Source organism: Pontibacter aydingkolensis (genome assembly GCF_019443125.1).
Classification (GTDB): Bacteria; Bacteroidota; Bacteroidia; order Cytophagales; family Hymenobacteraceae; genus Pontibacter; species Pontibacter aydingkolensis.
In genome coordinates, this window is the sequence record NZ_JAHYXK010000015.1 from 38,056 (window position 1) to 61,235 (window position 23,180).

A 23,180-nucleotide genomic window follows, 5' to 3' on the forward strand; every position below is an offset into this window, starting at 1 on the left:
ATGAGGCTGGGTGGCATCTGCTATAAAAACTTCGTCGGGGGGCAGGAGAGAGGGCTTCAGCTTTCTGGACTGACCGTGCCAAAACCCTGGCGGTATATCCCTGTTGCTAAAGCGCTTTAAGGTAATAGCGCCCCAGGTTTCAGGTGGCTCCTGCCAATAATATTTTTTTCATAGTAGTTTTAAGCTCTTGAATACAAAGATAATTGCCGGAAAATTATTTTCTTTATAAACCCGTATAAACCCGAAGTCTTTAACTGGCTTTAGATTATTTGTTTACATATTGATAACCAGAAATACCAGATGAACTTCAGGGGTTTAAGTGATCATAATCAGATGCGATTGAAAAAGTATAAAGTATTGAAGAAGTATAAACTAAAGTACGTGCTGGCATTACTTGTAAGCTGCAGCCTTACTGCCTGCGTACCCCTGGAGGAGCAGGCGCAAAGCAGCGGTGCCGGTTCAGCTGCCCAGGCTGCTATGCGCTATAAAGATTACGTGTACCACGAAAGCATACAATCGGTGCAGGCCTACCTGGCTACCGGCCAAGCTGACCAGGTGCTGAACCCGCCGGTAACTTCTATTTCGCAGGAGTTTCCGCTGTTGCTGGAGTTCGACAGACTGAACGCGGGGCCGCAGCGCCTGTTGGCTAAACTGGTGCACTGCAATGCCAACTGGACGCCCTCAAACCTGAATGAAACGCAGTACCTCTACGATTTTAATGAGTTCTTTATTACCGATGTGCAGAACTCTGTAAATACACGCGTGCCTTATGTACATTACCGTTTCCGGGTGCCACGGGTAAAGCTCAGTGGCAATTACTTGCTGGTAGTGCAGGAGGAGGGTGGTAACCTGTTGCTAACGCAACGCCTGCTGGTTTTCCAGAACACAGTTATTGTAACCGCTAAACTGGGAGCCCCGCTTGGACCGAGTGGCCGCGAAGCCAGGCAACCGGTAGAGTTTAACGTGTTCTACAAAGATTACCCTATCGTTAACCCAGCCGTGGAGGTTAAAGCCATACTTCGGCAGAACTACCGCTGGGACAATGCAAAAAACATTAGCAGGCCAACTTTTATACATGATGCGCAACGCCGCCTCGAGTATGTGTTCTTCGAGCCAAAAGACTTGTTTAAAGGCCTTAGTGAGTTCAGGGCTTTCGATACCCGAAGCCTTACGTTTAACGGTATTGGCGTGCAAAGTATAAACCTGCAAACTAACCCCATTGCAGTAGATCTGGAGCCCGGCAAAAGCAGGCAAACAGCTGTATACAGCCAGGAGCCAGATATTAATGGTATGCGCATTTTCGGCAACAGGCAGTACGGCAGTGGTGAGGTAAACGGTGACTATACTTTAGTGGATTTTGAGCTGAATGTAGCAGCCGAAGCGCCAGGCGCAGTATACATTACCGGCGGCCTTACCAACTGGAATCAAAAAGAGGAGGCACGCTTAAGGTATAATGCCGAAGGAAATAAGTATAGCGGGCAGATGCTTTTAAAACAGGGCTACTACAACTACTACTATACTTTAAAGCCAAACACAGGCACCGCAACCGACGAAAGCTATTTTGAAGGAAGCCACTTCGCCACCGAAAACATCTACGATATCCTTATCTATTACCGCCCACCCGGCTCACGCGCCGATCTTTTGATAGGGTATGAGGAACTGTTCTTTAACAGGAGGTAATGTTGTTAAGTTGTGGTTTGTGTCTATATAAGCCTATAGTATGCGGGGTACGGGCATACGTATTAAAGTTTAAATAAAGGAGTTAACAACAGTAATTGCACTCCACACATAGTGTAGATAGTGGGAGTAGGTACTCCTGTTAGCTGGTAGTTGGTGTGTATTTGAATTTACGGAAAATGATAAAAAAGAGCCTTTGCGTCCTAGCTGTTGTTGGCCTGTTTTCATGTGAACAGCAAGGGAACAATCCTGAAACTGAAGAAGCTAAAACTGAGCAAGTCGCAATAGAAAGTGGTCTAGAAACAAAGGTATCTGATAAAGAAGCAAGCTGGCTCAATCCACAATACCTAACAGCTGATTTCAACGGGGATGGTCATTCAGATACAGCCTTTGCCGTTATCATCAACAATAAGAAGGGCATCAGAATAAAGCACGGGAATACTAATGATGAATTTATCATAGGTGCTGGAAATAATTTCGGAAACGGTGGTGATGACTTCTATTGGGTAAAGAACTGGAACCTTGTTATTGACAGCATAACCTATGAAGTTACTTTCATGGAAGAAGGTGACATTGAAGGAAGCCGAGACGTCAAGCTTGACAACCCAGCTTTCTACATTGGAACCGAAGAAGAAAGTGGCGCTACAGTTGCTTGGAAAGAAGGCAAGTATGTTTGGATACACCAGGCGGACTAAAGAAAAACCAAACACCAACAAGGTGCAGCTTTTATGCTCAGCTACGCTTCGTTCATCAGCTGCACTAAACGTTAGCCCAAAGGAAAGAAAAGACAGCGCCCCTCTTTGCCAAAGCCAAACAGTTTAACTTCATCATAGCTTAAAAACTCCTCTACATTCCTAATCCAAACGATCCCTTTATCCTATCCATTTTTTTGTATATTTAAGTATCGCAAAAATTCAGGATATGAGATATAAAAGCTTTTTACAGTTTGCTGCTTTAAGCGCATTGGTGGCAATGCCGGAAATGGCACAGGCCCAGGGCACCCGCCTGCTTCGGCAGCCTGCCCTCAGCGAAAAGAACATTGCCTTTGTGTATGCCAACGACCTTTGGATAGTCGATCGGAAAGGGACAAGCACAGACCTAGGCCTTGCGCGCCGCTTAACAACAAACGAGGGCGCCGAAACCAACCCGCACTTCTCACCAGACGGGAATTGGATCGCTTTTACGGCACAGTACGATGGCAACACCGATGTATACCTGATGCCAACAGAGGGCGGCCAGCCGCAAAGGCTTACCTGGCACCCGGGCAACGACGAAGTTTCAGGCTGGACTCCTGACGGGCAGTTTATACTTTTCGTTTCCAGTCGCGACGGGTATCCAACTGCCAACTCCAAGTTCTACAAAGTATCGGTAAAGGGAGGCATGCCGGAAGCCCTTAAAATACCGCAGGCCAGCAAAGGCAGCTTATCCCACGATGGTAACTTTATAGCCTACCAGCCAATCAATTCCTGGGATGCGGAGTGGCGTAACTATCGTGGCGGACAGGCACAGCCTATCTGGTTGGTTAACATGAAAGACTACTCCCTGAAGCTTACCCCACAAGCTAACCAGGAAAGGCATACAAACCCGGTGTGGCTGGATGGCGTGATATACTTTCTGTCGGAGCGTGACTACACCAGTAATATCTGGTCTTATAACCCGAAAACAGAAGAGGTAAAGCAGCATACGTTTCATAAGCAGTTCGACTGCAAGAACCTGGCTGCCGCTGCCGGCACTATCGTGTATGAGCAGGGTGGTTACCTGCACCATCTCAACCCAAAAACAAACGATACAAAGCAGTTAGCCATTGAGGTAAAAGGCGATTTCCATTGGGCGCGCGAACGCTGGGAAGATGTTGCCGCCACAAGGCTGTCTAATGCATCTTTAAGCCCTACTGGCAAGCGTGCTCTGTTCGAGCATAGGGGCGAGATCTTTACAGTACCCAAAGAAGAAGGAGACTGGCGCAACATTACCCGCACCTCCGGAGCCGCTGACCGCTACCCGGCCTGGTCTCCTGATGGTAAAAAGATAGCCTGGTTCTCTGATGCCACCGGCGAGTATAAACTGATGATCGGCGACCAGGATGGGCTAAGCAAACCACGCACGATCGATATCCCGAACCCGACATTCTTTTTCAGGCCGGAGTGGTCGCCAAACAGCAAGTATGTTGCCTTTACAGACACCGACTATAACTTGTGGTATGTAGAGGTTGCAAGCGGCAAAATAAAGAAAGCAGATACAGAAGGCTATGCGCACCCCAACAGATCGATGGTGCCTGTGTGGTCTCCAGACAGCAAATGGATAGCGTACACCCGCCTTTTAGAGAACCAGTTTAAGGCCGTAAAGGTGCACAACGTAGAGACAAACCAAACGCTGCAATTAACAGATAAAATGGCAGATGCTATCTCGCCGGTGTGGGATGAGAGCGGCAAGTATTTATACTTCCTGGCCAGTACGAACTTTGGCTTAAACACCGGTTGGCTTGATATGAGCAGCTACGACCGCCCTGTTACCCGCAGCCTTTACCTGATGGTGCTTTCTAAAGATACGCCATCTCCGTTACTGCCCCGCAGCGATGAGGAATCAGCCAGAGCCGAGAATGAAAAGGAAGAACTGAACACAAAGGCGCAGAAGGAGAAGCAGAACCCTAAAAAGAAGAACGGTAACCAGAAGCAGGAGGAAGAGAAAGTTGTGAAGAAGACTGTGCAGGTGCGCATCGACATGGAAGGCCTGGACCAGCGAATTATCCCGATTGATGTACCTGCCCGTAATTATACCGCGTTGCTCACCGGGCCGGAAGGGCAGGTGTTTTACATGGAAAGTATACCAAACCAGTCCGGAGATAACCTGCACCGCTACAGCTTAAAAGACCAAAAGTCAACAGAGTATATGACTAAGGTTAACGAAGCCTCTGTTTCATTTGATCGTAAGAACATGCTTTACCGCAGCGGCAGCAACTGGCACATTGTAAGCACCACAGGCGCTGCTCCCAAAGCCAGCGACTGTAAACTCAAAGTATCTGACCTGAAGGTAAAAGTAGACCCAATGGCAGAATGGAAGCAGATATTCAGGGAAGGATGGCGTTACCAGCGCGATTTCCTGTACGTGGACAATGTGCACGGTGCACCATGGGATAAAATTTACCAGTGGTACAGCCCGTGGCTGGAGCATGTGCGCCATCGTTCGGAGCTGCACTACATTGTGGATATACTGGGCGGTGAAGTTTCGGTGGGTCACTCTTATACTTCCGGAGGTGATTTTCCGGATGTGAAACGGGTACCAATTGGCTTACTGGGTGCAGATTACGAAACAGAACAAGGTTACTACCGCATCAGTCGCATTTACGACGGCGAAGCCTGGAACCCGGACCTGCGCGCGCCGCTTCGTGCACCGGGCATTAACGTAAAGCAGGGAGATTATATACTGGCTGTAAATGGCGTAGAAGTAAAAGCACCTGAAAACCTGTACCAGTTCTTTGAGGCAACTGCCGACAGGCAAACGGTACTGCGCATCAACAGCAAACCAACCATGGAGGGCTCTCGCCTGGTAACGGTAGTGCCTATCAGCAACGAGGGTGGTCTGCGCCGCATCGCCTGGGTTGAAGGTAATCGCCGCAAGGTAGATCAGCTTTCAGGAGGCAAATTAGCTTATGTATATGTGCCTAATACCAGCCAGGCTGGCTATACTTCTTTTAACCGTTACTACTTCGGCCAGCAGGACAAGAAGGGAGCTGTGATTGATGAGCGCAACAATGGAGGTGGCTCTGCTGCCGACTACATGGTAGATATTATGAACCGCGACCTGCACGGCTACTTCAACAGCAAAGTTGGCGATCACCGTCCGTTTACAACGCCAATGTCGGGCATTTGGGGGCCAAAGGTTATGATCATAAATGAGATGGCTGGCTCAGGTGGCGACCTGCTGCCTTACCTGTTCCGTAAGATGAAGATAGGCCCGCTGGTTGGTACCAGAACCTGGGGCGGACTGGTTGGCACCTGGGATACGCCTTCGCTTATTGATGGTGGCCGTATGGTGGCTCCGCGTGGAGGCTTTGTAGACATACAGGGAGAATGGGCAGTAGAAGGCGAAGGCGTAGCACCTGACATTGAGATCATGAACAAGCCAGCCGATGTAATTGCCGGCCGCGACCCGCAGCTGGAGCGTGCAGTAGAGGAGGCCCTGAAGTTACTGAAAACTGAAGAAGTAAAGCTGAAATCAGAACCTGCACCACCGGTTCGCTGGATACGTCCGGAAGGATGGGAGAAAGAAGCTGAGAAAACCAAAACAGTGCAGTAAAATAAAAGAGGCCGATGTAAGTCGGCCTCTTTTATTTTATATATTGCTGGTAATCAGCTTACACGTTAAAGCGGAAGTGCATGATATCACCGTCTTGTACCACGTACTCTTTACCTTCTACGGCCATTTTACCGGCTTCTTTTATCTTGGCTTCTGACTTATACTCCTGGTAATCCTTCAGTTTGATCACTTCGGCACGGATAAAGCCTTTCTCGAAGTCTGTGTGAATTACACCGGCAGCAGCAGGAGCTTTCCAGCCTTTGCCAACTGTCCAGGCACGTACTTCTTTAGGTCCGGCTGTAAAGTATGTGATCAGGTTAAGCAGGCTGTAAGATGCTTTAATTAGCTTGTTCAAGCCAGACTCCGTTAAGCCATACTCTGCCAGGAACATCTCTTTTTCTTCCGGGTCGGTCAGCTCTGCGATCTGCGCTTCGATAGAGGCAGAGATCAATACTACCTGAGCGTTCTCGTTCTTCACGTGCTCAGCCAGGGTCTGAGAATATTTGTTGCCATCATTCATAGAGTTCTCGTCTACGTTGGCAGCATATATTACAGGCTTGGCTGTAAGTAGCTTCAGATCTTCTACAGCTTCCAGGTCATCCTCATTCACATCCAGGCTACGGGCATTTTGTCCAGACTCCAGGTGCGCTTTATACTTCTCCAAGCTGGCCAGTTCTTTTTTTGCTTTCGCATCACCTGACTTCGCAGAGCGGATAACCTTCAAGATCTTCTTATCGACAGACTCCAGGTCTTTTAGCTGCAGTTCTGTATCGATAATTTCTTTATCAGCAATCGGGTCTACCTTACCGTCTACGTGCACAATGTTCTCGTCTTCAAAGCAGCGCACCACATGGATAATGGCGTCAACCTCACGGATGTTAGCCAGGAATTTGTTACCAAGGCCTTCGCCTTTGCTGGCACCTTTCACAAGGCCGGCAATATCTACAAACTCAATTACGGTTGGCAGCACGCGCTCCGGGTGTACCAGTTCTTCGAGTATCTGCAGACGCTCGTCGGGCACAGTAATTACCCCTACGTTTGGCTCGATAGTACAGAATGGATAATTGGCAGATTCTGCCTTGGCGTTAGAAATAGCGTTAAACAGCGTAGACTTTCCAACGTTCGGAAGTCCCACAATACCGCATCTTAGTCCCATGTATTCTTAGTTATTAATTTCAGGGTGCAAAGATAATAGTTTTTAGGGAGTTATGCTGTAGGTTGTATGGTTAAATGGTTTAATTGTTAAATTGTTGTGTGTTAGATTGCTCTACCGGGGCCAACCACCCCTAACCCTCAATGCTGCAAATAAGAAGTTAAATATTTCTGTTGTCATTTCGAACACCGTGAGAAATCTATCCAGAATTAATTCAGAAAGAATTTTAAAGAGATCTCTCCTTTCGTCGAGATGACAGCTTTTGCTTAAGTTGACGGCATTGCCCCTAACCCCTCTCCCGAAGCAAGTCCGAGAAGCAGCGAGTCTGGAGACTCGCACCCACTTTACGGCACGGGTTGGATACCCGCACCAGAGAAGTTGATCATACTTTGATTGGCTAAACTGCAGAGGGTATAAAAACAAAAAGCTCATGGTGATGCCATGAGCTTTCATTATCTCGAAGTATAAATTCTATAAAAATAGCAGAGGGGTTATTCCCACTTCAGCTCGCCATCGTAAGTGGCAGCTGTCTCAGTTTCCTCAGTAGTTACTTCTGCAACAGGGGCAGGGGCCTCAAGGGCTGCAAGTGCTTCCTCTGTTAACAGTTCTGATTTAACGTGATCAATAGTCCCCTGAAGCGCTTCCATGAACTTCACAAAGTCTTCCTTGTAAAGGAAAATCTTGTGTTTCTCGTAAGAAAAAGTCTCGTCTTTAAACTTTCTTTTGCTCTCCGTAATAGTCACATAGAAATCGTTTGAACGAGTTGACTTCACATCAAAGAAGTACGTTCTCTTCCCGGCTCTTACTCTTTGGGAATAAATCTCAGCTTTTTCGTTGTTCTCTTCCACCGTCTTAAATAACGTTAAATTCAACTTAGTGAATCTAAAAGTAACATATACTTCTGATATATAAAAATTTTGGAATTTAAATTTCTTAAATTTTAAATATTATATTTGCCACCGGACCAACTATAGTATATTATGAATATCTGTTCAATTATACTAGTACTTCTGCTCTCTTTTTTCAATAATACCACATCATACACCGCAGAAGGTAAAGCTACATATTACGCCGACCGCATGCACGGGCATCGTACTGCAAACGGCGAAAAATACGACAAAAAATTACTGACGGCTGCCCACTCTACACTGCCTTTTAACACTCTGGTAGAGGTAACCAATCTTAAAAACGGTAAAACGGTAGTAGTAAAGATCAATGACAGAAAAGCGAAAAGCCGCCACATCATCATCGACCTTTCCAGAGCCGCTGCCGAAGAGATAGGCCTTATCCGGGACGGCATTGCCAGGGTTAAGTTAAAAGAGGTGGAAAAGGAGGAGCTAAAGCAACAAGATACGCCTTTGGCCGTTTCAGAAGCAGGTAAAAGCTCTAACTAAACTGCCCCTGTTTTTATGAAAAAGCCCTTAACGCTAGCCGACATTCAGAAATTCGAGAACATGGAATTTCTGGCAAAGCAGTTGGTAGAGGGGTTTATTACAGGCCTGCACCAGTCACCTTACCATGGTTTTTCGGTAGAGTTTTCGGAGCACCGCCTCTACAACAGCGGCGAAAGTACCCGCCACATAGACTGGAAGGTTTTTGCCCGCACCGATAAGCTGTTTGTAAAACGCTATGAGGAAGAAACGAACCTGCGCTGCCACATGCTGCTGGACGTGTCGCCGTCGATGTATTACCCCGCCGAAAACAACGGCAAACTCACTTTTTCTATACTTTGCGCGGCTGCACTGGCTACGCTTTTGCGCAAGCAGCGCGACGCTGTAGGTCTGGTTACTTTCTCGGATAAGATAGAGCTGCAAACACCAGTTCGCTCTACCGCATCGCACCTGCACACGTTGCTGTTATTACTGCAAAAGCAAATGGAGCAACAGCCAACTGCCAAAGACACCAATGTGGCAGAGGTAGTGCACCAGATTGCGCAGCAGATACAGAAGCGCTCACTGGTCATCATCTTCAGCGACATGCTAAGCAAGCTCGACGATAGCGATACTATTTTCGCTGCCCTCCAGCACCTGAAACACCAGAAGCATGAGGTATTGCTCTTTCATGTGATGGACCGAAAAACAGAGGAGGAGTTCGAATTTGCAGAGCGGCCATACATTTTCGTAGACTCTGAAACAGGGCAGGAGTTAAAGCTGCAACCCTCTCAGGTTCGCGACCACTACCGCACTGCCGTAGAAAGCTACAAAAAAGAGCTGGCTCTAAAATGCGGACAGTATAAGATCGATTTTATACCTGTAGATATCAGCGAACCCTTCGATAAAGTGCTGTATTCTTACCTTGTAAAAAGAGCTAAGGTTCGTTGATCGTTATTGGTTGTTCGTTATTGGTAATGTAGAGAAGCAATACGTTGCGTCTTATTTGCTACAGGGCGGTAAGTTTCGTTATTGGATATTGGTTTTCCCTTGATTATTATCCCCTTGGTGCATGTGTTACACGAAGTATCGCTTGTGACTTAGAGTTATGGGAAATCTTCAGACTTCCGTGAATTATACTTCATACTTTGAGATGTCTGCTATTGCGAACTTTAAAATGCGCTGCCTTGTAGCAAAAAAGACGCAATGTATTGCGTTTCTACATTCCCGAATATCGATCAACGAACAACCAGCAATTAACAATCAATTCCCTTCTCTGTCAAAGGCATGAACGCGTACGTCGCGGGTGGTTTTGTCTTTTGTTTCTGAGCCGAATTCTATTTCGTTTCCTCGTTCGGTATCGTATACTTCGGTATACTTTTTCCAGCCCTGTACACTTGATCTGTCCGTTATTTCATCGTCGCCAAGGCCTCCGTATACTTTCACCAGGATACCCTCTTTTACATTGCCGGAAAGTATAAATTTATCTGCCCCGACCAGGCCGTGAAGTATGATCTGTTTAGTTTCTTTGCGGTTAAAAATGCGGTGGTAAATTACTTTTGAAGGGGTATTGCCCGAGGCAGGTCGTGTTACGGTTACTTCGGTGCGTTCATCATCCAGGCGTTTTACTTCAAAATGCTCTTCTTTATCTGATCCGGCAATAGTTACTTTTTGGGCCAGTTGCGCATAGGCTTTCTCTGCAGCTTTGGGTAACAGATCTCTTCTACTTTTAAGGTTATGTGCTATCTCTTCTCCTTTTAAAGTATAAACAGTAGCAGGCAACTGGCGCACTGCTTTTTCTATCACCTGGTCTGTTAAATCGCGTTGCATTTGCTGGGCAATCTTCTGCCATTCTTCTCGGGTAACTTCGTTTAACAATCTTTCATCTATAAACCGGGCATTTATCATGTAGGCCTTTACATCGCTGAAGTCGTCGTCGAAGGAGTGGAATTTACGGGCCATTATTTTGCTCGTGGCAATGGAAGGTATCAGACCATCGTGCATCCTGAAAAAAACCTGGTCGCGGTCCTTTGGTATCGGAGCAAATAAGGTGTCGTGCCCCTGCGGTTTCACGGCCCAGTCCCACTGGCCTTTATGCCGGTCCCAGTCGCCGAGCAGCATATCAAATAGCCTGGCCTTTGCAAAAGTCTTCTGGTCGAAATGGTAGTGGTTGCTTTGGAAGCGCTTTCGAAGGGCATCTTCAGAATCTTCAAAATCCACAACACCGTCAAAGTATAGCGTTATATCAGCAGGACTTTCAAACTTGTTTTCCAGCAAAAACACTTTGCCTTGCACAAGCTTATTATACTCTCCAAAACTGGTATCGGCGGCACTGATATAGTATAAATTGGGGCTTGAGTGAGGTAGTCCGACTGCCTCAGCAAGTATGGGAACTACCACGGCGCCGTAGGGGTTGCCGGCTGAGGTTTGGTCGCGGAGCACATTGCTGACGAAGGTAGGTTGCCAGAACTTGCTTACCACATGTATAGGGTCTTTATCGATGGACCGGAGAGCGTATACGCGGCCTGTGCTATCGGAAAGCTCGAAACTTGTGGATTGGTAACCGCCGCCTTTTTTCTCTACTTTAAGGCCTCCGTGCAGGGTGTGTAAGTTAAATACAGGCAGTTTAACCGGTGTTGCCCAAATGTCGCGGTTGTGGTTTCCCCAGAAAAAACGATGGAAGCCGCTGCGGTCATAATGCCTTCCGGGTATCACCCAAACACTATCATTAGTGGCAGGGCTTAGCTCTTTTAGTTCTTCTACTGTGGCAAGGGCATCCTTCTGAAAAAAGTTTTCGTCGGCACAGCTACCCAAAGCAAAGGCCATAAACAGCAGTAATACCAACCGATAGAGCGTAATCTGCACAGAGAGAGAATTAAGTTAGAACCAAAAAGTATAAAGATGCTACCATAGTACTTTCGTCATACGCAGTTTTAGAAGAACCTTTATACTTTTTAGCTATACTTATTTTTTGCGGTGTTCTCTGTAGTAAGCTATCAGGCTGTTGGTGGAGCTGTCGTGGTTGCCTTTTACACCTGTATCCAAAAGTTCTTCCTCAATTTTACCGGCCAGTTGCTTGCCAAGTTCCACGCCCCATTGGTCGAAGCTGTAGATGTTCCAGATAACGCCCTGCACAAACGTTTTATGCTCGTACATGGCCAGCAGCGCACCCAGCGTATAAGGGTTTAGCTGATGGAACATAATAGAGGTGGTTGGCCTATTGCCCTCGAAAACTTTGTGAGGGATGAGGTCCTCTATTTCCTGCTGGCTCAGGTTGCCTTTAGCCTCCAGTTCTGCTCGTACTTCTTCTGCTGTTTTTCCCTTCATGAGCGCTTCTGTCTGGGCAAAGAAGTTAGATAGGAGCATGGTATGGTGCTGGCCAATCGGGTTGTTGCTGTTAACGGGTGCAAGAAAATCACATGGAATTAGAAATGTACCCTGGTGTATGAGCTGGAAAAAAGAATGCTGACTGTTTGTGCCGGCTGCCCCCCAAATTACAGGCTGCGTCTGGTAATTTACATCACTTCCGTCGCGGCTGGCGCTTTTTCCGTTGCTCTCCATCAGCAGTTGCTGCAGGAACTCAGGTAGCAGCCGCAGGTACTGGTCGTAAGGAAGTATGGCATGGGTCTGGCACCCGAAAAAGTTAGTGTACCAGATGCTCAGCATGCCCATTAGCACAGGTATGTTTTTGCGCAGGTCAGTTTTTCGGAAGTGCTTGTCCATGGCTTCGGCGCCGCGCAGCAACTCCTCAAATTTGTCGTAGCCAATTGCACAGGCAATAGAAAGTCCAATGGCAGACCACAACGAGAAACGGCCACCCACCCAATCCCAGAACCTGAACGTATTCTCCGGGGCTATGCCAAACTCCGCGACTGCTTTGGTGTTTGTAGATAAGGCTACAAAATGCTTTTTTATATGCTCTCTGTCACCGGCAGATTTAAGAAACCAGTCGCGTGCAGTCTCGACGTTGGCAATGGTTTCTTTTGTGGTAAAGGTTTTGGAAGCAATGATGAATAGTGTCGTCTCCGGATCTAGCTTTTTGAGTGCTTCTGAGGCATCGGTACCATCTACGTTCGAGATAAAGTATACTTCGATGCCATCTTTCTGGTAGCTTTTTAGCGCCTCTGTTACCATTTGCGGACCCAGGTGCGAGCCGCCAATACCAATGTTTACTACCTTGCTGATGGATTTTCCGGTATAGCCTTTCCAGTCGCTGCTGTGCAGTTTGTCGCAGAAGCGCTTCATTTGCTGCTGCACGTCTTTTACTTCTCCGGAGGCATCTTCACCGTCAACCTCCAAGCCTTCTGCCGAAAAACTACGCAGTGCCGTGTGCAGTACAGCACGGTTTTCGGTTGCGTTAATTTTATCACCGCCAAACATACTTTCTATCGCAGCCGGCAAATCCATTTCCTCCGCCAGCTCTACCAGCAGGTCCAGCGTCTCCTTGGTTACGCGGTTCTTTGATAGGTCAAAGAGTATGTCTTCAAACTGCAGGGAAAATTTTTCGAAGCGCTGCTCATCCCGGGCAAACATTTCGCTCAAGTGCACAGGCTGTAGAGCCTTGTAGTGATCTTGAAGTTTCTGCCAGGTTTTGGCTTTGGTTGGAGGGTAATTTTTTAACATCGTGTATCGGGTATGTTCGTGATTCCTGTTCGGGCTCAACTACTCTTTTTCGGGGCTTCGGGTTGCGAAAGTAGTGTTTATACTTGTTTTACACTTTACAGGCATCTCTCAAATTAACGGTATAAATCAGGTATATGCAAAAAAATGAATATTATGCGACGTGCAAAGTATGGAGCTGATTTGTTCAGGATGTAAAAAGTATGCTCTGTAAGTTATTTAGCAGCAGCTAAACCTGCTAATACTTAAGCTGTTTGTATCCTGACAGGTACTAACTACCGTAAACACTTAAACTAACAGCAAAGCGATGTATAAAAGCTATTATGCAAAGTATAATACACCGCCTTTGCAGGTAATTTAATTCAGATTATACTTATGAAAAACGATAAGAAGCACACTTCCCGTAAAGGGGCAGAGAAAAAAGGAATACTTCGAGAGGATGATGGCAAACGCACTCCTCCGGGGCCAACAGGATATATTACTGGTGGCAGAACAAGCTCAACAAGGCCGGAGCAGGGCCCGGATATTCCACCTCAGGAACGCACGGAAGGTATTCCTTAGCATGTAAACGTAATAAACTATAATAAACCGTTTGCTGAAATCAGCCTGATGTATGGAGTTAGATCAAAGGTATCCCTATCATAGCATTCCTGTAGATGAGGCGCTTGATAAGCTGCAGGCCACAAAAGAAGGGCTGACGGAAGAAGAGGCAAATCAGCGGCTGAATAAAGTAGGCCCCAATGAATTAACCGGCAAGGAAGGTATAAATCCTGTGCTGCTTTTCCTCAAGCAGTTCAAGGACTTTCTTATACTTATACTTTTCCTGGCTGCAGGCGTAGCCTGGTATGCCGACCAGCGCGTGGATGTATACGTCATACTTGGCGTTATTCTGTTTAATGCTGTACTTGGTTTTCTGCAGGAGTATCGAGCAGAGAAGGCCATACTTGCCCTGAAGAACATGATTAAGCAGGAGACCACTGTACTGCGTAATGGAAAACCCAAAACCATTGAGGCAAAGCAACTGGTGCCCGGCGACATCATCAAACTGGAAGAAGGAGACAGCATACCCGCCGATGCGCGTCTGGTTTCCGGTAAAAACCTGCAAACCGTAGAAGCCTCGCTTACTGGAGAATCGCTCCCTATTGAAAAGAAAACAGACCCGCTGCCCGAGAAAAGCAACCTGGGTGACCGGCTGAACATGCTGTTTAAAGGCACGCATGTGGCGCGCGGCACGGCCACTGCTGTGGTTACCGGAACAGGCCCGCACACTGAGCTCGGTAAGATATCCAAATCGCTGGGCGACATCAAAACAACCTCCACTAACTTCCGGAAAAAAACACAGCGGCTGGCCAAGCAGATGGCAGTTATTTCCATTGTAACTTCGCTGGTGGTGTTTGTACTTGGCTATTATGTGCGGGATTATGCCTTTGAAGAAGTACTGCTGATAACGGTGGCTACACTAGTTTCGTCTATTCCGGAAGGCTTGCCGGCAGTGATCTCTATTGTGCTTGCTATAGGAGCCAAGCGCATGGCCGATCAGAATGCCATTATCCGTGAGTTTACCGCTACCGAAATGCTGGGCTCTATCTCTGTTATACTTACCGATAAAACCGGCACGCTCACCAAAAGTATACTTACTGTAAAAAGCATTTTCCTGGGTGATGATACTGAGCTGGAAGTGTCTGGCTCCGGCTATGCAACCGAAGGTGATATTACGCATAATGAGGAGTCGGTAAGCACTTCAGAAAACGCAGTGCTTGCAAAGCTTTTGTTCATAGCTAAAGAGTGTAACAACGCGCGCCTCTCAGGTGATAAGGATAAAGCAGGATCAGATGAAGAAAATGATAAGGAAAGCGAAGACGATAAGGCTTCCGGCGACCCGACTGAGATAGCCCTGCTTGTACTTGCCAAAAAAGCAGAAGCTAAAAATGAAGGCGCGCTACCTGAGGCTCAACAATTGGATGACCTACCTTTCAGCTCAGAACAGAAGTTCAGGGCAACCTTGGTGGAAACCGACGGGAAAAGGGAAATACTGGTAGTTGGGGCGCCGGAAAAAATATTAAAGCTAAGCTCCCACATATTAGACTCAGATGGGCCCCGGGAGCTGACAGAAGACCAGCGGCAACAGATCCAGGACAAGATGGACGATTGGGCAGACCATGCCATGCGCGTGCTGGCACTAGCCTATAAAGAAGCTGAAGGAGGAATAGATAGCGTTAGTGCAGAGCAGGTAGACGGTTTGGTTTGGGTAGGCATTACAGGCATTGTCGATCCGCCCAGAGGTGGAGTGCGGAAGGCAGTAGGAGCCTGCAAGTCGGCAGGTATCAGGGTCATGATGTTAACCGGAGACCATAAGAAAACCGGCGCAGCCATTGCCCGGGAGGTAGGCATTCTGGAACCTGAAAATGAGAATTCGGATTATCCGGAGGCCATGCAGGAAGATGAGTTGGAAGACCGGGAAAATGACTTTGATGAACTGGTAGATAATGTGTCTGTTTTTACGCGTGTAAGCCCCAACACCAAGCTGCGCATTGCCGAGCACCTGCAGGAAAAAGGCCACCTAATAGCCATGACCGGCGATGGTGTGAACGATGCCCCGGCCCTGAAGCGTGCCGATGTAGGCATAGCCATGGGCATACGGGGAACCGATGTGGCCAAAGATGCATCCCATATCGTGCTATCAGACGATAATTTTGCCACCATTGTGCGTGCTATCCGCGAGGGCCGTATTGTGTTTCAGAATGTGCGGCAGACAAGCTTTTTCCTGCTCACTACCAACTTTGCCTTCGTATTTGTCTTTATAGTAGCCATAACCATGGGCTTGCCTTTTCCGCTTACAGCCACGCAGATACTCTGGGTAAACCTGGTAACCGACGGGGTCATGGAACTGGGCCTTGCAGCAGAGCGTGGCCACGGCGAGATAATGAAACAGAAGCCTGTAGAAAAAGATGCTAACATCCTGGATAAATCTGTTGTTCCGTATCTGTTGCTGATGAGTGCGGTGATGCTGGGGCTATCGTTGGGTGCCTTCTACTACTACCTGCCCCAAGGCGCCGAAATAGCCCGCACTGCGGTCTTCCTCGTTATCGCCATGACCCAAGTCTTCAACACCTTTAACATGCGCTCCATCGACAGGTCTTTGTTCACCATTGGGGCCTTTAGCAACAAGTATGTAAACATCGCATTTGTGGTGTCGGTGGCCCTGCAACTGCTGGTGGTCTACACACCATTTTTAAGTAACCTGTTCCGGTTCGATCCGCTACCGATTCCTGATCTGCTGGTTATATTTTTATTGTCCAGTACCGTGATCTGGATCGCTGAGATCTATAAAAAAATACGCTTCGGAAAACAGCAGCCAGATATACCGGAAGGGGAGGAATGGATGAAAGACGAGAATAATGAAAAGCAAAAAGTATAACAGAGCTCAAAGTATAAATAAAGTATAAATCGCAAAGGCCATTATTTAAATGGAGAAAAGTATAGAGCAACTCCTATCAGAAAAGAATATAAAAGCACTGATACTTGACCTGGATGGCGTAATAACCCAGACAGCGCAGGTACATGCCAACGCCTGGAAAAGAATGTTTGACGACTACCTGGCCGAACGTGCTGCACGCGATGGTAAAGTATACCCGCCGCTGGAAATAGCAACGGATTACCGGCAGTACATTGATGGTATTCCGCGGTATGATGGGGTGCGTAATTTTCTTGCCTCGCGGGATATTATACTTCCGGAAGGCAACCCGGAAGATGAAGCCGGCAAAGAAACAGTGGCAGGCCTGGGAAATCTTAAAAATCTATACTTTCAGGAACTGGTGAAGCAAGGCGGCGTTAAATTATACCCAGACACAATTGCGTGGCTTAAGCAACAGCGTAAAGCGGGTAAAAAGACAGCCGTGATATCTGCGAGTAAAAACTGCAAAACCATACTTGCCGCCGCCAAAATAGAACACCTTTTTGATGCGCGCGTAGATGGGGTGGAGGCGATAAAGCTAAACCTGAAAGGCAAACCAGCCCCGGATGTATTTGTGGAAGCTGCCCGGCAACTGAAGGTTTCTCCTGAAGAGACGGCTATTTTTGAAGATGCCATAGCAGGGGTACAGGCCGGTAAGGCAGGTGGCTTTGCACTGGTAGTAGGCGTTGATCGCACAGGTAATCCATCCGAACTTTTAGAACACGGCGCCACAGTGGCGCTGCAAAAATTTCCGATAAGCAACACATGAAAAATCAACCTGGCCCTGTAAAGCACGATCCGCAAAAACTACCTTCTGCACTGCAAAGTATACCGGACCTGCTGGCTGGTAAAAAGCCTGCCGTGTTCCTGGATTACGACGGCTGCCTGACTCACATCGTAAAAGACCCGGATAAAGCCATACTTAGCGACAGCATGCGCCAAACGCTGCAAGGCCTGGCAGAGGTATGCAGCGTGGCCATCGTAAGCGGCCGCGACAGGGCTGATGTGGCAAGGCTGGTACAGCTTGATAATTTATACTTTGCTGGCTCACATGGCTTCGACATCTCCGGACCAGGCAACATGCAAACAGAACCTGGCGGTGCGAAAACAGCATTACCAGCGCTTGATGCCTCCGCAGAAAAGCTAAAAGAGAAACTCGGCCACATTGAGGGAGCCATGGTGGAACGTAAACGCTACGCCATTGCCGTGCATTACCGCAACGTGTCCGACAGCCACATAGACGAAGTAAAGCAGGTTACGGCAACTGTCTTAAAAGAACATCCCCAACTAAAAGAAGGTCTTGGCAAAAAGATCATCGAACTAAAACCCAACCTGGACTGGCACAAGGGCAAGGCCGTGAGCTGGCTGCTGCAAGAACTCGGCCTGAATAAACCTGGAATTGTGCCACTCTACATCGGCGATGATATTACAGACGAAGATGCCTTTGCCGAACTGCAAGGGAAAGGGATAGGTATTCTGGTAGGCGAGCACGATGAGCAGACGGCGGCCGAGTACAGGCTGGAAAGTGTAGAGGAGGTTGAGGAGTTTCTTAAAAGTCTGACTGAACACCTCAGCAAACAAGAAGATGTCTGAATGGAAAATAACATACGACGCCTGGGACCCCGAACAGCAGCCTTTGCGGGAGGCGCTTTGTACGCTTGGGAATGGGCACTTTGCCACAAGGGGAGCCTTTGAGGAGGAGAATGCAGATGAGCAAGTGCATTACCCCGGCACTTACCTGGCAGGAGGCTACAACCGGCTGGTATCTACGGTGTCCGGTGAAAAAATAGAGAACGAAGACCTGGTTAACTGGCCCAACTGGTTGCCGCTTTCGTTCAGAGTTGCTGGAGAAGAATGGTTTAGCCTGTCAAAAGTTCAAGTGCTGGAATTTATCCAGGAACTCGATATGAAGCAGGGATTGCTAACCAGAACCATTCGTTTTCAGGATACAGCCCAGCGTGAGACACTGCTTGTGAGCCGGCGCTTTGTAAGTATGGCTAACCCGCACCTGGCTGCCCAGGCCTGGGAATTAACCCCGCTTAACTGGTCCGGTGAGATCGAAATAAGAACTGCCCTGGATGGAAGAGTGATCAACAGTGGTGTGGCTCGCTACCGCTCTCTGGAGAGCAGGCACCTGGAGCCTATTAAAGCAGACCAACTGGACGAAGACACCATATACCTGGTTGCCCAGACCACGCAGTCTAAGTTAAGAATGGCGCAGGCTGCGCGTACTACAGTATACTATGATGGTAAAAGGCAGGAGGTACCGCGGCAAAGTATAGTTGAGCCTGATTATGCTGAACAGGTGCTTCGGGTCAGTTGTAGCCAGAAGCAGGCCATAGCTGTGGAGAAAGTCGTGCTGATTTATACTTCCAGGGATTTTGCCATTTCAGAGCCTTTACTAGAAGCCTGCGAAAAGATCGAACGCCTAGGCGGTTTTGACCAGCTTCTGGCATCCAGCCGCCGCGCGTGGCTACGGGTATGGAAGCGGTGTGATCTTGAAATGGCGTGTAACCAGGAGGTGCAACCGGTGCTGCGTTTACATGTGTTCCATTTGCTGCAAACCGTTTCTGCCAATACAGTGGGGCGTGATGTTGGTGTGCCGGCTCGCGGGTGGCACGGCGAGGCGTACCGTGGGCATATTTTCTGGGATGAACTCTTCATTTTCCCTTTTTTGAACCTGCGCCTGCCCGACCTTACAATAGCCTTACTAATGTACCGGTATCGTAGGCTACCTGAGGCAAGGTACGCAGCAGTGGAGGCAGGTTATCGCGGCGCTATGTACCCGTGGCAAAGCGGCAGCAATGGCCGCGAAGAGAGCCAGATCATTCACCTCAATCCAAAGTCGGGCAGATGGGTGCCGGATAACACTTTTCTACAGCGGCACATAAACGCAGCCGTTGCCTATAATGTATGGCAGTATTACCAGGCCACCCACGACAGGGAGTTCCTTACTTTTTACGGAGCAGAGGTCATTTTCGAGATCGCACAGTTCTGGTCTACCATTGCCATCTTCAGCCAGGAAAAAGGCCGCTACGAGATCCGGAATGTAGTAGGCCCTGACGAATATCATACTGAATACCCAGGCTCAGAAGCGCCAGGCCTAAACAACAATGCTTATACCAACGTGATGGCCGTATGGGTGATACAGTGTGCCTTAAAAGTTTCTAAAATGTTGGATACTTCACGGGTAGCGGAGTTAATGGATAAGTGTTCCATCTCTACGGAAGATTTGGAACGCTGGCAGCACATCAGCCAGCGCATGTACGTGCCTTTTATAGGCGAGAGTAATGTTATTGCACAATTTGAGGGGTATGAGCAGTTAGATGAATTTCCGTGGGAGGAGTACAAAGCAAAGTATGGCGAGGCCATGCGCCTGGATCGTATTCTGGAAAGCGAGAACGACAACGTAAATAAGTATAAGGCCAGTAAGCAGGCCGATGTACTCATGCTGTTCTACCTGTTCTCTTCCGAAGAATTAACCAGTACTTTTGAGCGTATGGGCTACGGCTTTAAACCTGAAACAATACCAGATAACATCGCCTATTATGAAGCCAGAACGTCGCATGGCTCTACCTTAAGCAAAATTGTGCACTCCTGGGTACTGGCCCGCTCAGACCGCAAAAGATCCTGGACAAACTTTGAGATTGCGCTGATGAGTGATGTAGAAGACATACAGGGAGGCACTACTTCGGAGGGTATACATTTAGGAGCCATGGCCGGTACCGTAGACCTGGTGCAGCGTTGCTATACAGGCCTTGAAATACGCGATAAGGTGCTGTGGTTTAACCCTGTGCTGCCAGATGAGATAGAGTGCCTTAATTTCCAGATACGATACCGCAGCCACTGGCTTTCGCTAAATTTTACGCACGATAAAATGGTTATCACGTTCGATAAAGGTTGGTCTAAGCAAGTGAAAATAGGTGTACAGGGGCAGGTGTATACTTTCAAAACCGGCGAGAAGCGTGAGTTTGACATTAAAAGAGATTAAATAGCCTGTACAATACATACAAGATCACAAATTTTAATCCATACTATGCACAAAGTCATTACTATCACACTTAATCCTGCACTAGATAAAAGCACAAAGGTTACTCAGGTGCTCCCCGAGAAAAAACTGCGCTGTGAAGAACCTGTGTTTGAGCCGGGTGGGGGAGGTATCAATGTTTCACGTGCCATGAAGAAATTGGGTGGCGAATCGTGTGCCTGGTTTTTGTCTGGCGGGCCATCCGGTGAAATGATTAGTAAGCTGCTGGATGCGGAAGGTATAACCAGCTGGACGGTAAGGACTAAAAACTGGTCGAGGGAGAACCTGATGGTAATGGAAACCGCCACAGGCGACCAGTACAGGTTTGGCATGCCAGGCCCCGAAACCTACGAAGATGAATGGATGCAGTGCCTGGAAAAACTGGAGCAGATGCCACAGGGAGAGGTGCCGCAATATGTAATAGCCAGTGGTAGCCTCCCACCCGGAGTGCCTGATGATTTTTGCCTGCGCCTTGCCGAGATTGCCCACAAAAAAGATTTCAGGCTGATAGTAGACACATCAGGCGAAGCACTGGTGAAAGCGGCTGGAGAGGGTGTATACTTGCTTAAACCTAACTTAGGCGAACTGGCAGCCCTGGCAGGTAAAGATCAGATATCAGCCATGGAGCAGGAAGAAATTGCCAAACAGGTGCTTGATGAGGGAAAATGTAAAGTATTGGTGGTATCGCTGGGACCACGTGGTGCTATGCTGGCTTCTAAAGAAGGTATAAGTTATGTGGTGCCGCCAACCATGCCACAGAAAAGTGCCGTTGGTGCAGGGGATAGTATGGTAGCAGGGATTGTGATGAGTTTATTAAAAGGTTGCCCCCTGGATGAAGTAGTACGCTATGGCGTAGCCGCGGGTACAGCCGCTACCATGACGCCTGGCTCAGAACTTTGCCGCAAAGAAGATACCGAAGAAATTTATAAGTGGCTGATGGAGCATAAAGAAGTATAATTACGAATAAGATTTTCTTAGACATCAGATGCAGCTGTAAGTATAATGTCTTTTGTCTTTTATCTAATAACCAATAACCAATACCTAACATCCAGCCCTTTTACTCAAACACGATCACTTTATCCTTGTGTTTGCCGCGCATATGTCCTCTGATAATCTGCTGTATATCTTTGTTGTCGTTGTAGCGCGTAATGGCGCCCTTAAAATCGTCAAGCGAGGAGGCTGAGAATGTTTCGTCTACGAAGCCAAATCCCAGGTAAATGCCATGATCTACTACTACCACAGATTTTTCGCCGGGCTCTCGGCCTTTGCCAATTATCACAAAGCTATTGTGCTCATAGGTAAAGGAATCCAGAGCGGCATCAACACGCATATTATACGTTTCCGGAGACTCTTTTCCGATGCAGGCGCCGTTACACTGGTGCACCTGGAAATCAAAGCAGGCCCCACTCGTTTTATAAAGGTCGCATAGTTTCTGACAGAGGTTAAACTTAGATACTTTATGGAACAGGAACCCCTTTGCCTTGTAAAAGTTTGATAGGGCGATGATCGGTGTCATGCTCACATTATCGGCTTTGTTTATGCTGCCGTAGGTCAATCTTTTATAGCCGTCACTGTCTTGGTACACAAATATGCCGGTATTGAACACGCTGCGGCGTTGCTGCCGGTTATAATGCGGCTTCATCCGTTTTATCTCCGCAGACTCAAACAACAGCGACACCAGTTCATTGCCCATCAGCTCGTAAGTAATGTCTGCAATGTTGTTCTTAAAGTCCAAGGACTTACGGCTTTTATAATCGATGTTAAAGTGCTGAACAATCCGCTTCCGGATATTTATACTTTTACCCACATAGATCACTTCGCCCTGCTCGTTATGGAAGTAATAAACACCTGGCACCATGGGCAGGGCATCTATCTGCTCTTTAGAGATGTTTGGTGGCAGCAACGATGTTTTTATCTCCTGTTTAATAGCCTGGGAGGGCTCTGCTGCCATGTGCATGTTACCATCCACTACAGGGCGGTTTATCTTGATAAGTTTATCAAACAGTTTGGCAGTAGCCTCGGCATCGCCGATAGCGCGGTGGCGTTGGGTAAGCGGGATGTCTATACTTTTGCAAAGCTTGCCCAGACTATAAGAAGGCAATCCGGGAATAAGGCTACGGCTAAGGCGAACGGTACAAAGGGTTTTACGCTGGAAAGTATAACCCAGATCGGCAAACTCTTTTTTGATAAAGGAATAGTCGAAACGCACATTATGGGCTACAAAGATTTTACCGTCGGTAAACTCCACGATTTCCTTGGCCACCTCGTAAAATTTAGGCGCATCCTTTACCATTTCGTCGGTTATGCCGGTGAGCTGCGAAATAAAGTAAGGGATAGATCTTTGCGGATTTATCAAAGTGCTATACTTGTCAACAACCTGGTGGCCGTCGTGTATAAAAATGGCAATCTCTGTAATCTTGTCCTGGGCAGGCTGTCCGCCTGTTGTTTCAATGTCAATTATCGCGTACAAATGGTTGGGAGTTATGTCCGTTTCATCAGGCACACCAGCCTTGGCCGATGGCTCTCCTCCTAAACCAATTTTTTTAGTATTCCGTTTCAATTATGCAGTAGGTGTTGTTATTGGCC

At 47.7% G+C, this 23,180-nt stretch carries 16 protein-coding genes; 11 read left to right on the forward strand and 5 right to left on the reverse strand.

Going from position 1 to position 23,180, the window contains the following annotated elements; genetic code table 11:
- Positions 1-339 precede the first annotated feature (339 nt).
- The 3 genes from K0O23_RS15460 to K0O23_RS15470 all read left to right on the forward strand — a co-directional run bounded on the left by K0O23_RS15460 (position 340) and on the right by K0O23_RS15470 (position 5,970).
- Positions 340-1,680, forward strand: a complete 1,341-nt coding sequence (locus K0O23_RS15460) for a type IX secretion system plug protein (protein WP_246597149.1) — start codon at positions 340-342, stop codon at positions 1,678-1,680.
- Between the two features lie 176 nt (positions 1,681-1,856).
- Entirely contained in the window at positions 1,857-2,372 is a 516-nt protein-coding gene (locus K0O23_RS15465; protein ID WP_219878349.1) for an OmpG porin family protein, read from the forward strand.
- Positions 2,373-2,598: 226 nt separating this feature from the next.
- Positions 2,599-5,970 carry a S41 family peptidase gene (locus tag K0O23_RS15470; RefSeq protein ID WP_219878350.1) on the forward strand — a complete coding sequence of 1,124 codons (3,372 nt, stop codon included), beginning with the start codon at positions 2,599-2,601 and terminating at the stop codon, positions 5,968-5,970.
- 58 nt (positions 5,971-6,028) lie between these two features.
- Here the strand turns inward: K0O23_RS15470 and ychF are convergent, their stop codons facing one another.
- Together ychF and K0O23_RS15480 are read right to left on the reverse strand one after the other, a co-directional pair.
- Positions 6,029-7,126: a redox-regulated ATPase YchF gene (gene ychF / locus K0O23_RS15475; protein WP_219878351.1), complete on the reverse strand. Its 1,098-nt coding sequence runs from the start codon at positions 7,124-7,126 to the stop codon at positions 6,029-6,031.
- A 488-nt stretch (positions 7,127-7,614) separates the two neighbouring features.
- Positions 7,615-7,971 (reverse strand): DUF3276 family protein, encoded by a 357-nt coding sequence (locus K0O23_RS15480; protein WP_219878403.1) that lies wholly within the window; start codon positions 7,969-7,971, stop codon positions 7,615-7,617.
- 132 nt (positions 7,972-8,103) lie between these two features.
- On the opposite strand from K0O23_RS15480, the gene K0O23_RS15485 reads away from it, so the two are divergent.
- On the forward strand, positions 8,104-8,517 hold the full coding sequence (locus tag K0O23_RS15485; protein ID WP_219878352.1) for a septal ring lytic transglycosylase RlpA family protein: 414 nt from the start codon (positions 8,104-8,106) through the stop codon (positions 8,515-8,517).
- 15 nt (positions 8,518-8,532) lie between these two features.
- Complete coding sequence (locus tag K0O23_RS15490; protein ID WP_219878353.1) at positions 8,533-9,444, forward strand: DUF58 domain-containing protein; 912 nt, start codon at positions 8,533-8,535, stop codon at positions 9,442-9,444.
- A gap of 312 nt (positions 9,445-9,756) precedes the next feature.
- Here K0O23_RS15490 and K0O23_RS15495 read toward each other — a convergent pair whose 3' ends face one another.
- Together K0O23_RS15495 and pgi are read right to left on the reverse strand one after the other, a co-directional pair.
- Positions 9,757-11,358: a hypothetical protein gene (locus K0O23_RS15495; RefSeq protein WP_219878354.1), complete on the reverse strand. Its 1,602-nt coding sequence runs from the start codon at positions 11,356-11,358 to the stop codon at positions 9,757-9,759.
- Between the two features lie 99 nt (positions 11,359-11,457).
- On the reverse strand, positions 11,458-13,116 hold the full coding sequence (pgi, locus tag K0O23_RS15500; RefSeq protein WP_219878355.1) for a glucose-6-phosphate isomerase: 1,659 nt from the start codon (positions 13,114-13,116) through the stop codon (positions 11,458-11,460).
- Between the two features lie 372 nt (positions 13,117-13,488).
- On the opposite strand from pgi, the gene K0O23_RS15505 reads away from it, so the two are divergent.
- From K0O23_RS15505 to K0O23_RS15530, 6 genes are read left to right on the forward strand one after another with little or no spacing between them, the layout of a single operon-like run.
- Positions 13,489-13,674: a hypothetical protein gene (locus tag K0O23_RS15505; RefSeq protein WP_219878356.1), complete on the forward strand. Its 186-nt coding sequence runs from the start codon at positions 13,489-13,491 to the stop codon at positions 13,672-13,674.
- A gap of 52 nt (positions 13,675-13,726) precedes the next feature.
- A complete protein-coding gene (locus K0O23_RS15510) occupies positions 13,727-16,531 on the forward strand; it encodes a cation-translocating P-type ATPase (protein WP_219878357.1) in 2,805 nt (934 codons plus the stop codon).
- 49 nt (positions 16,532-16,580) lie between these two features.
- Positions 16,581-17,336 carry a beta-phosphoglucomutase family hydrolase gene (locus tag K0O23_RS15515; RefSeq protein WP_219878358.1) on the forward strand — a complete coding sequence of 252 codons (756 nt, stop codon included), beginning with the start codon at positions 16,581-16,583 and terminating at the stop codon, positions 17,334-17,336.
- A complete protein-coding gene (otsB, locus tag K0O23_RS15520; RefSeq protein WP_219878359.1) occupies positions 17,333-18,160 on the forward strand; it encodes a trehalose-phosphatase in 828 nt (275 codons plus the stop codon). The genes K0O23_RS15515 and otsB overlap by 4 nt, the downstream gene beginning before the upstream one ends.
- Positions 18,153-20,558, forward strand: a complete 2,406-nt coding sequence (locus K0O23_RS15525; protein ID WP_219878360.1) for a glycoside hydrolase family 65 protein — start codon at positions 18,153-18,155, stop codon at positions 20,556-20,558. Before otsB ends, K0O23_RS15525 begins: the two co-directional genes overlap by 8 nt.
- A 45-nt stretch (positions 20,559-20,603) precedes the next feature.
- Entirely contained in the window at positions 20,604-21,551 is a 948-nt protein-coding gene (locus tag K0O23_RS15530) for a 1-phosphofructokinase family hexose kinase (protein WP_219878361.1), read from the forward strand.
- A gap of 100 nt (positions 21,552-21,651) precedes the next feature.
- Here K0O23_RS15530 and K0O23_RS15535 read toward each other — a convergent pair whose 3' ends face one another.
- Positions 21,652-23,154, reverse strand: a complete 1,503-nt coding sequence (locus K0O23_RS15535; protein ID WP_246597151.1) for an exonuclease domain-containing protein — start codon at positions 23,152-23,154, stop codon at positions 21,652-21,654.
- Positions 23,155-23,180: the final 26 nt, after the last annotated feature.

What these genes read in the sequence shown, in the direction of transcription:
- K0O23_RS15465 (WP_219878349.1), top strand. Translation starts at nt 1,857, where the DNA reads ATGATAAAAAAGAGCCTTTGCGTCCTAGCTGTTGTTGGCCTGTTTTCA.
- K0O23_RS15470 (WP_219878350.1), top strand. Translation starts at nt 2,599, where the DNA reads ATGAGATATAAAAGCTTTTTACAGTTTGCTGCTTTAAGCGCATTGGTG.
- ychF (WP_219878351.1), bottom strand. Translation starts at nt 7,126, where the DNA reads ATGGGACTAAGATGCGGTATTGTGGGACTTCCGAACGTTGGAAAGTCT.
- K0O23_RS15485 (WP_219878352.1), top strand. Translation starts at nt 8,104, where the DNA reads ATGAATATCTGTTCAATTATACTAGTACTTCTGCTCTCTTTTTTCAAT.
- K0O23_RS15490 (WP_219878353.1), top strand. Translation starts at nt 8,533, where the DNA reads ATGAAAAAGCCCTTAACGCTAGCCGACATTCAGAAATTCGAGAACATG.
- pgi (WP_219878355.1), bottom strand. Translation starts at nt 13,116, where the DNA reads ATGTTAAAAAATTACCCTCCAACCAAAGCCAAAACCTGGCAGAAACTT.
- K0O23_RS15505 (WP_219878356.1), top strand. Translation starts at nt 13,489, where the DNA reads ATGAAAAACGATAAGAAGCACACTTCCCGTAAAGGGGCAGAGAAAAAA.
- K0O23_RS15510 (WP_219878357.1), top strand. Translation starts at nt 13,727, where the DNA reads ATGGAGTTAGATCAAAGGTATCCCTATCATAGCATTCCTGTAGATGAG.
- K0O23_RS15515 (WP_219878358.1), top strand. Translation starts at nt 16,581, where the DNA reads ATGGAGAAAAGTATAGAGCAACTCCTATCAGAAAAGAATATAAAAGCA.
- otsB (WP_219878359.1), top strand. Translation starts at nt 17,333, where the DNA reads ATGAAAAATCAACCTGGCCCTGTAAAGCACGATCCGCAAAAACTACCT.
- K0O23_RS15525 (WP_219878360.1), top strand. Translation starts at nt 18,153, where the DNA reads ATGTCTGAATGGAAAATAACATACGACGCCTGGGACCCCGAACAGCAG.
- K0O23_RS15530 (WP_219878361.1), top strand. Translation starts at nt 20,604, where the DNA reads ATGCACAAAGTCATTACTATCACACTTAATCCTGCACTAGATAAAAGC.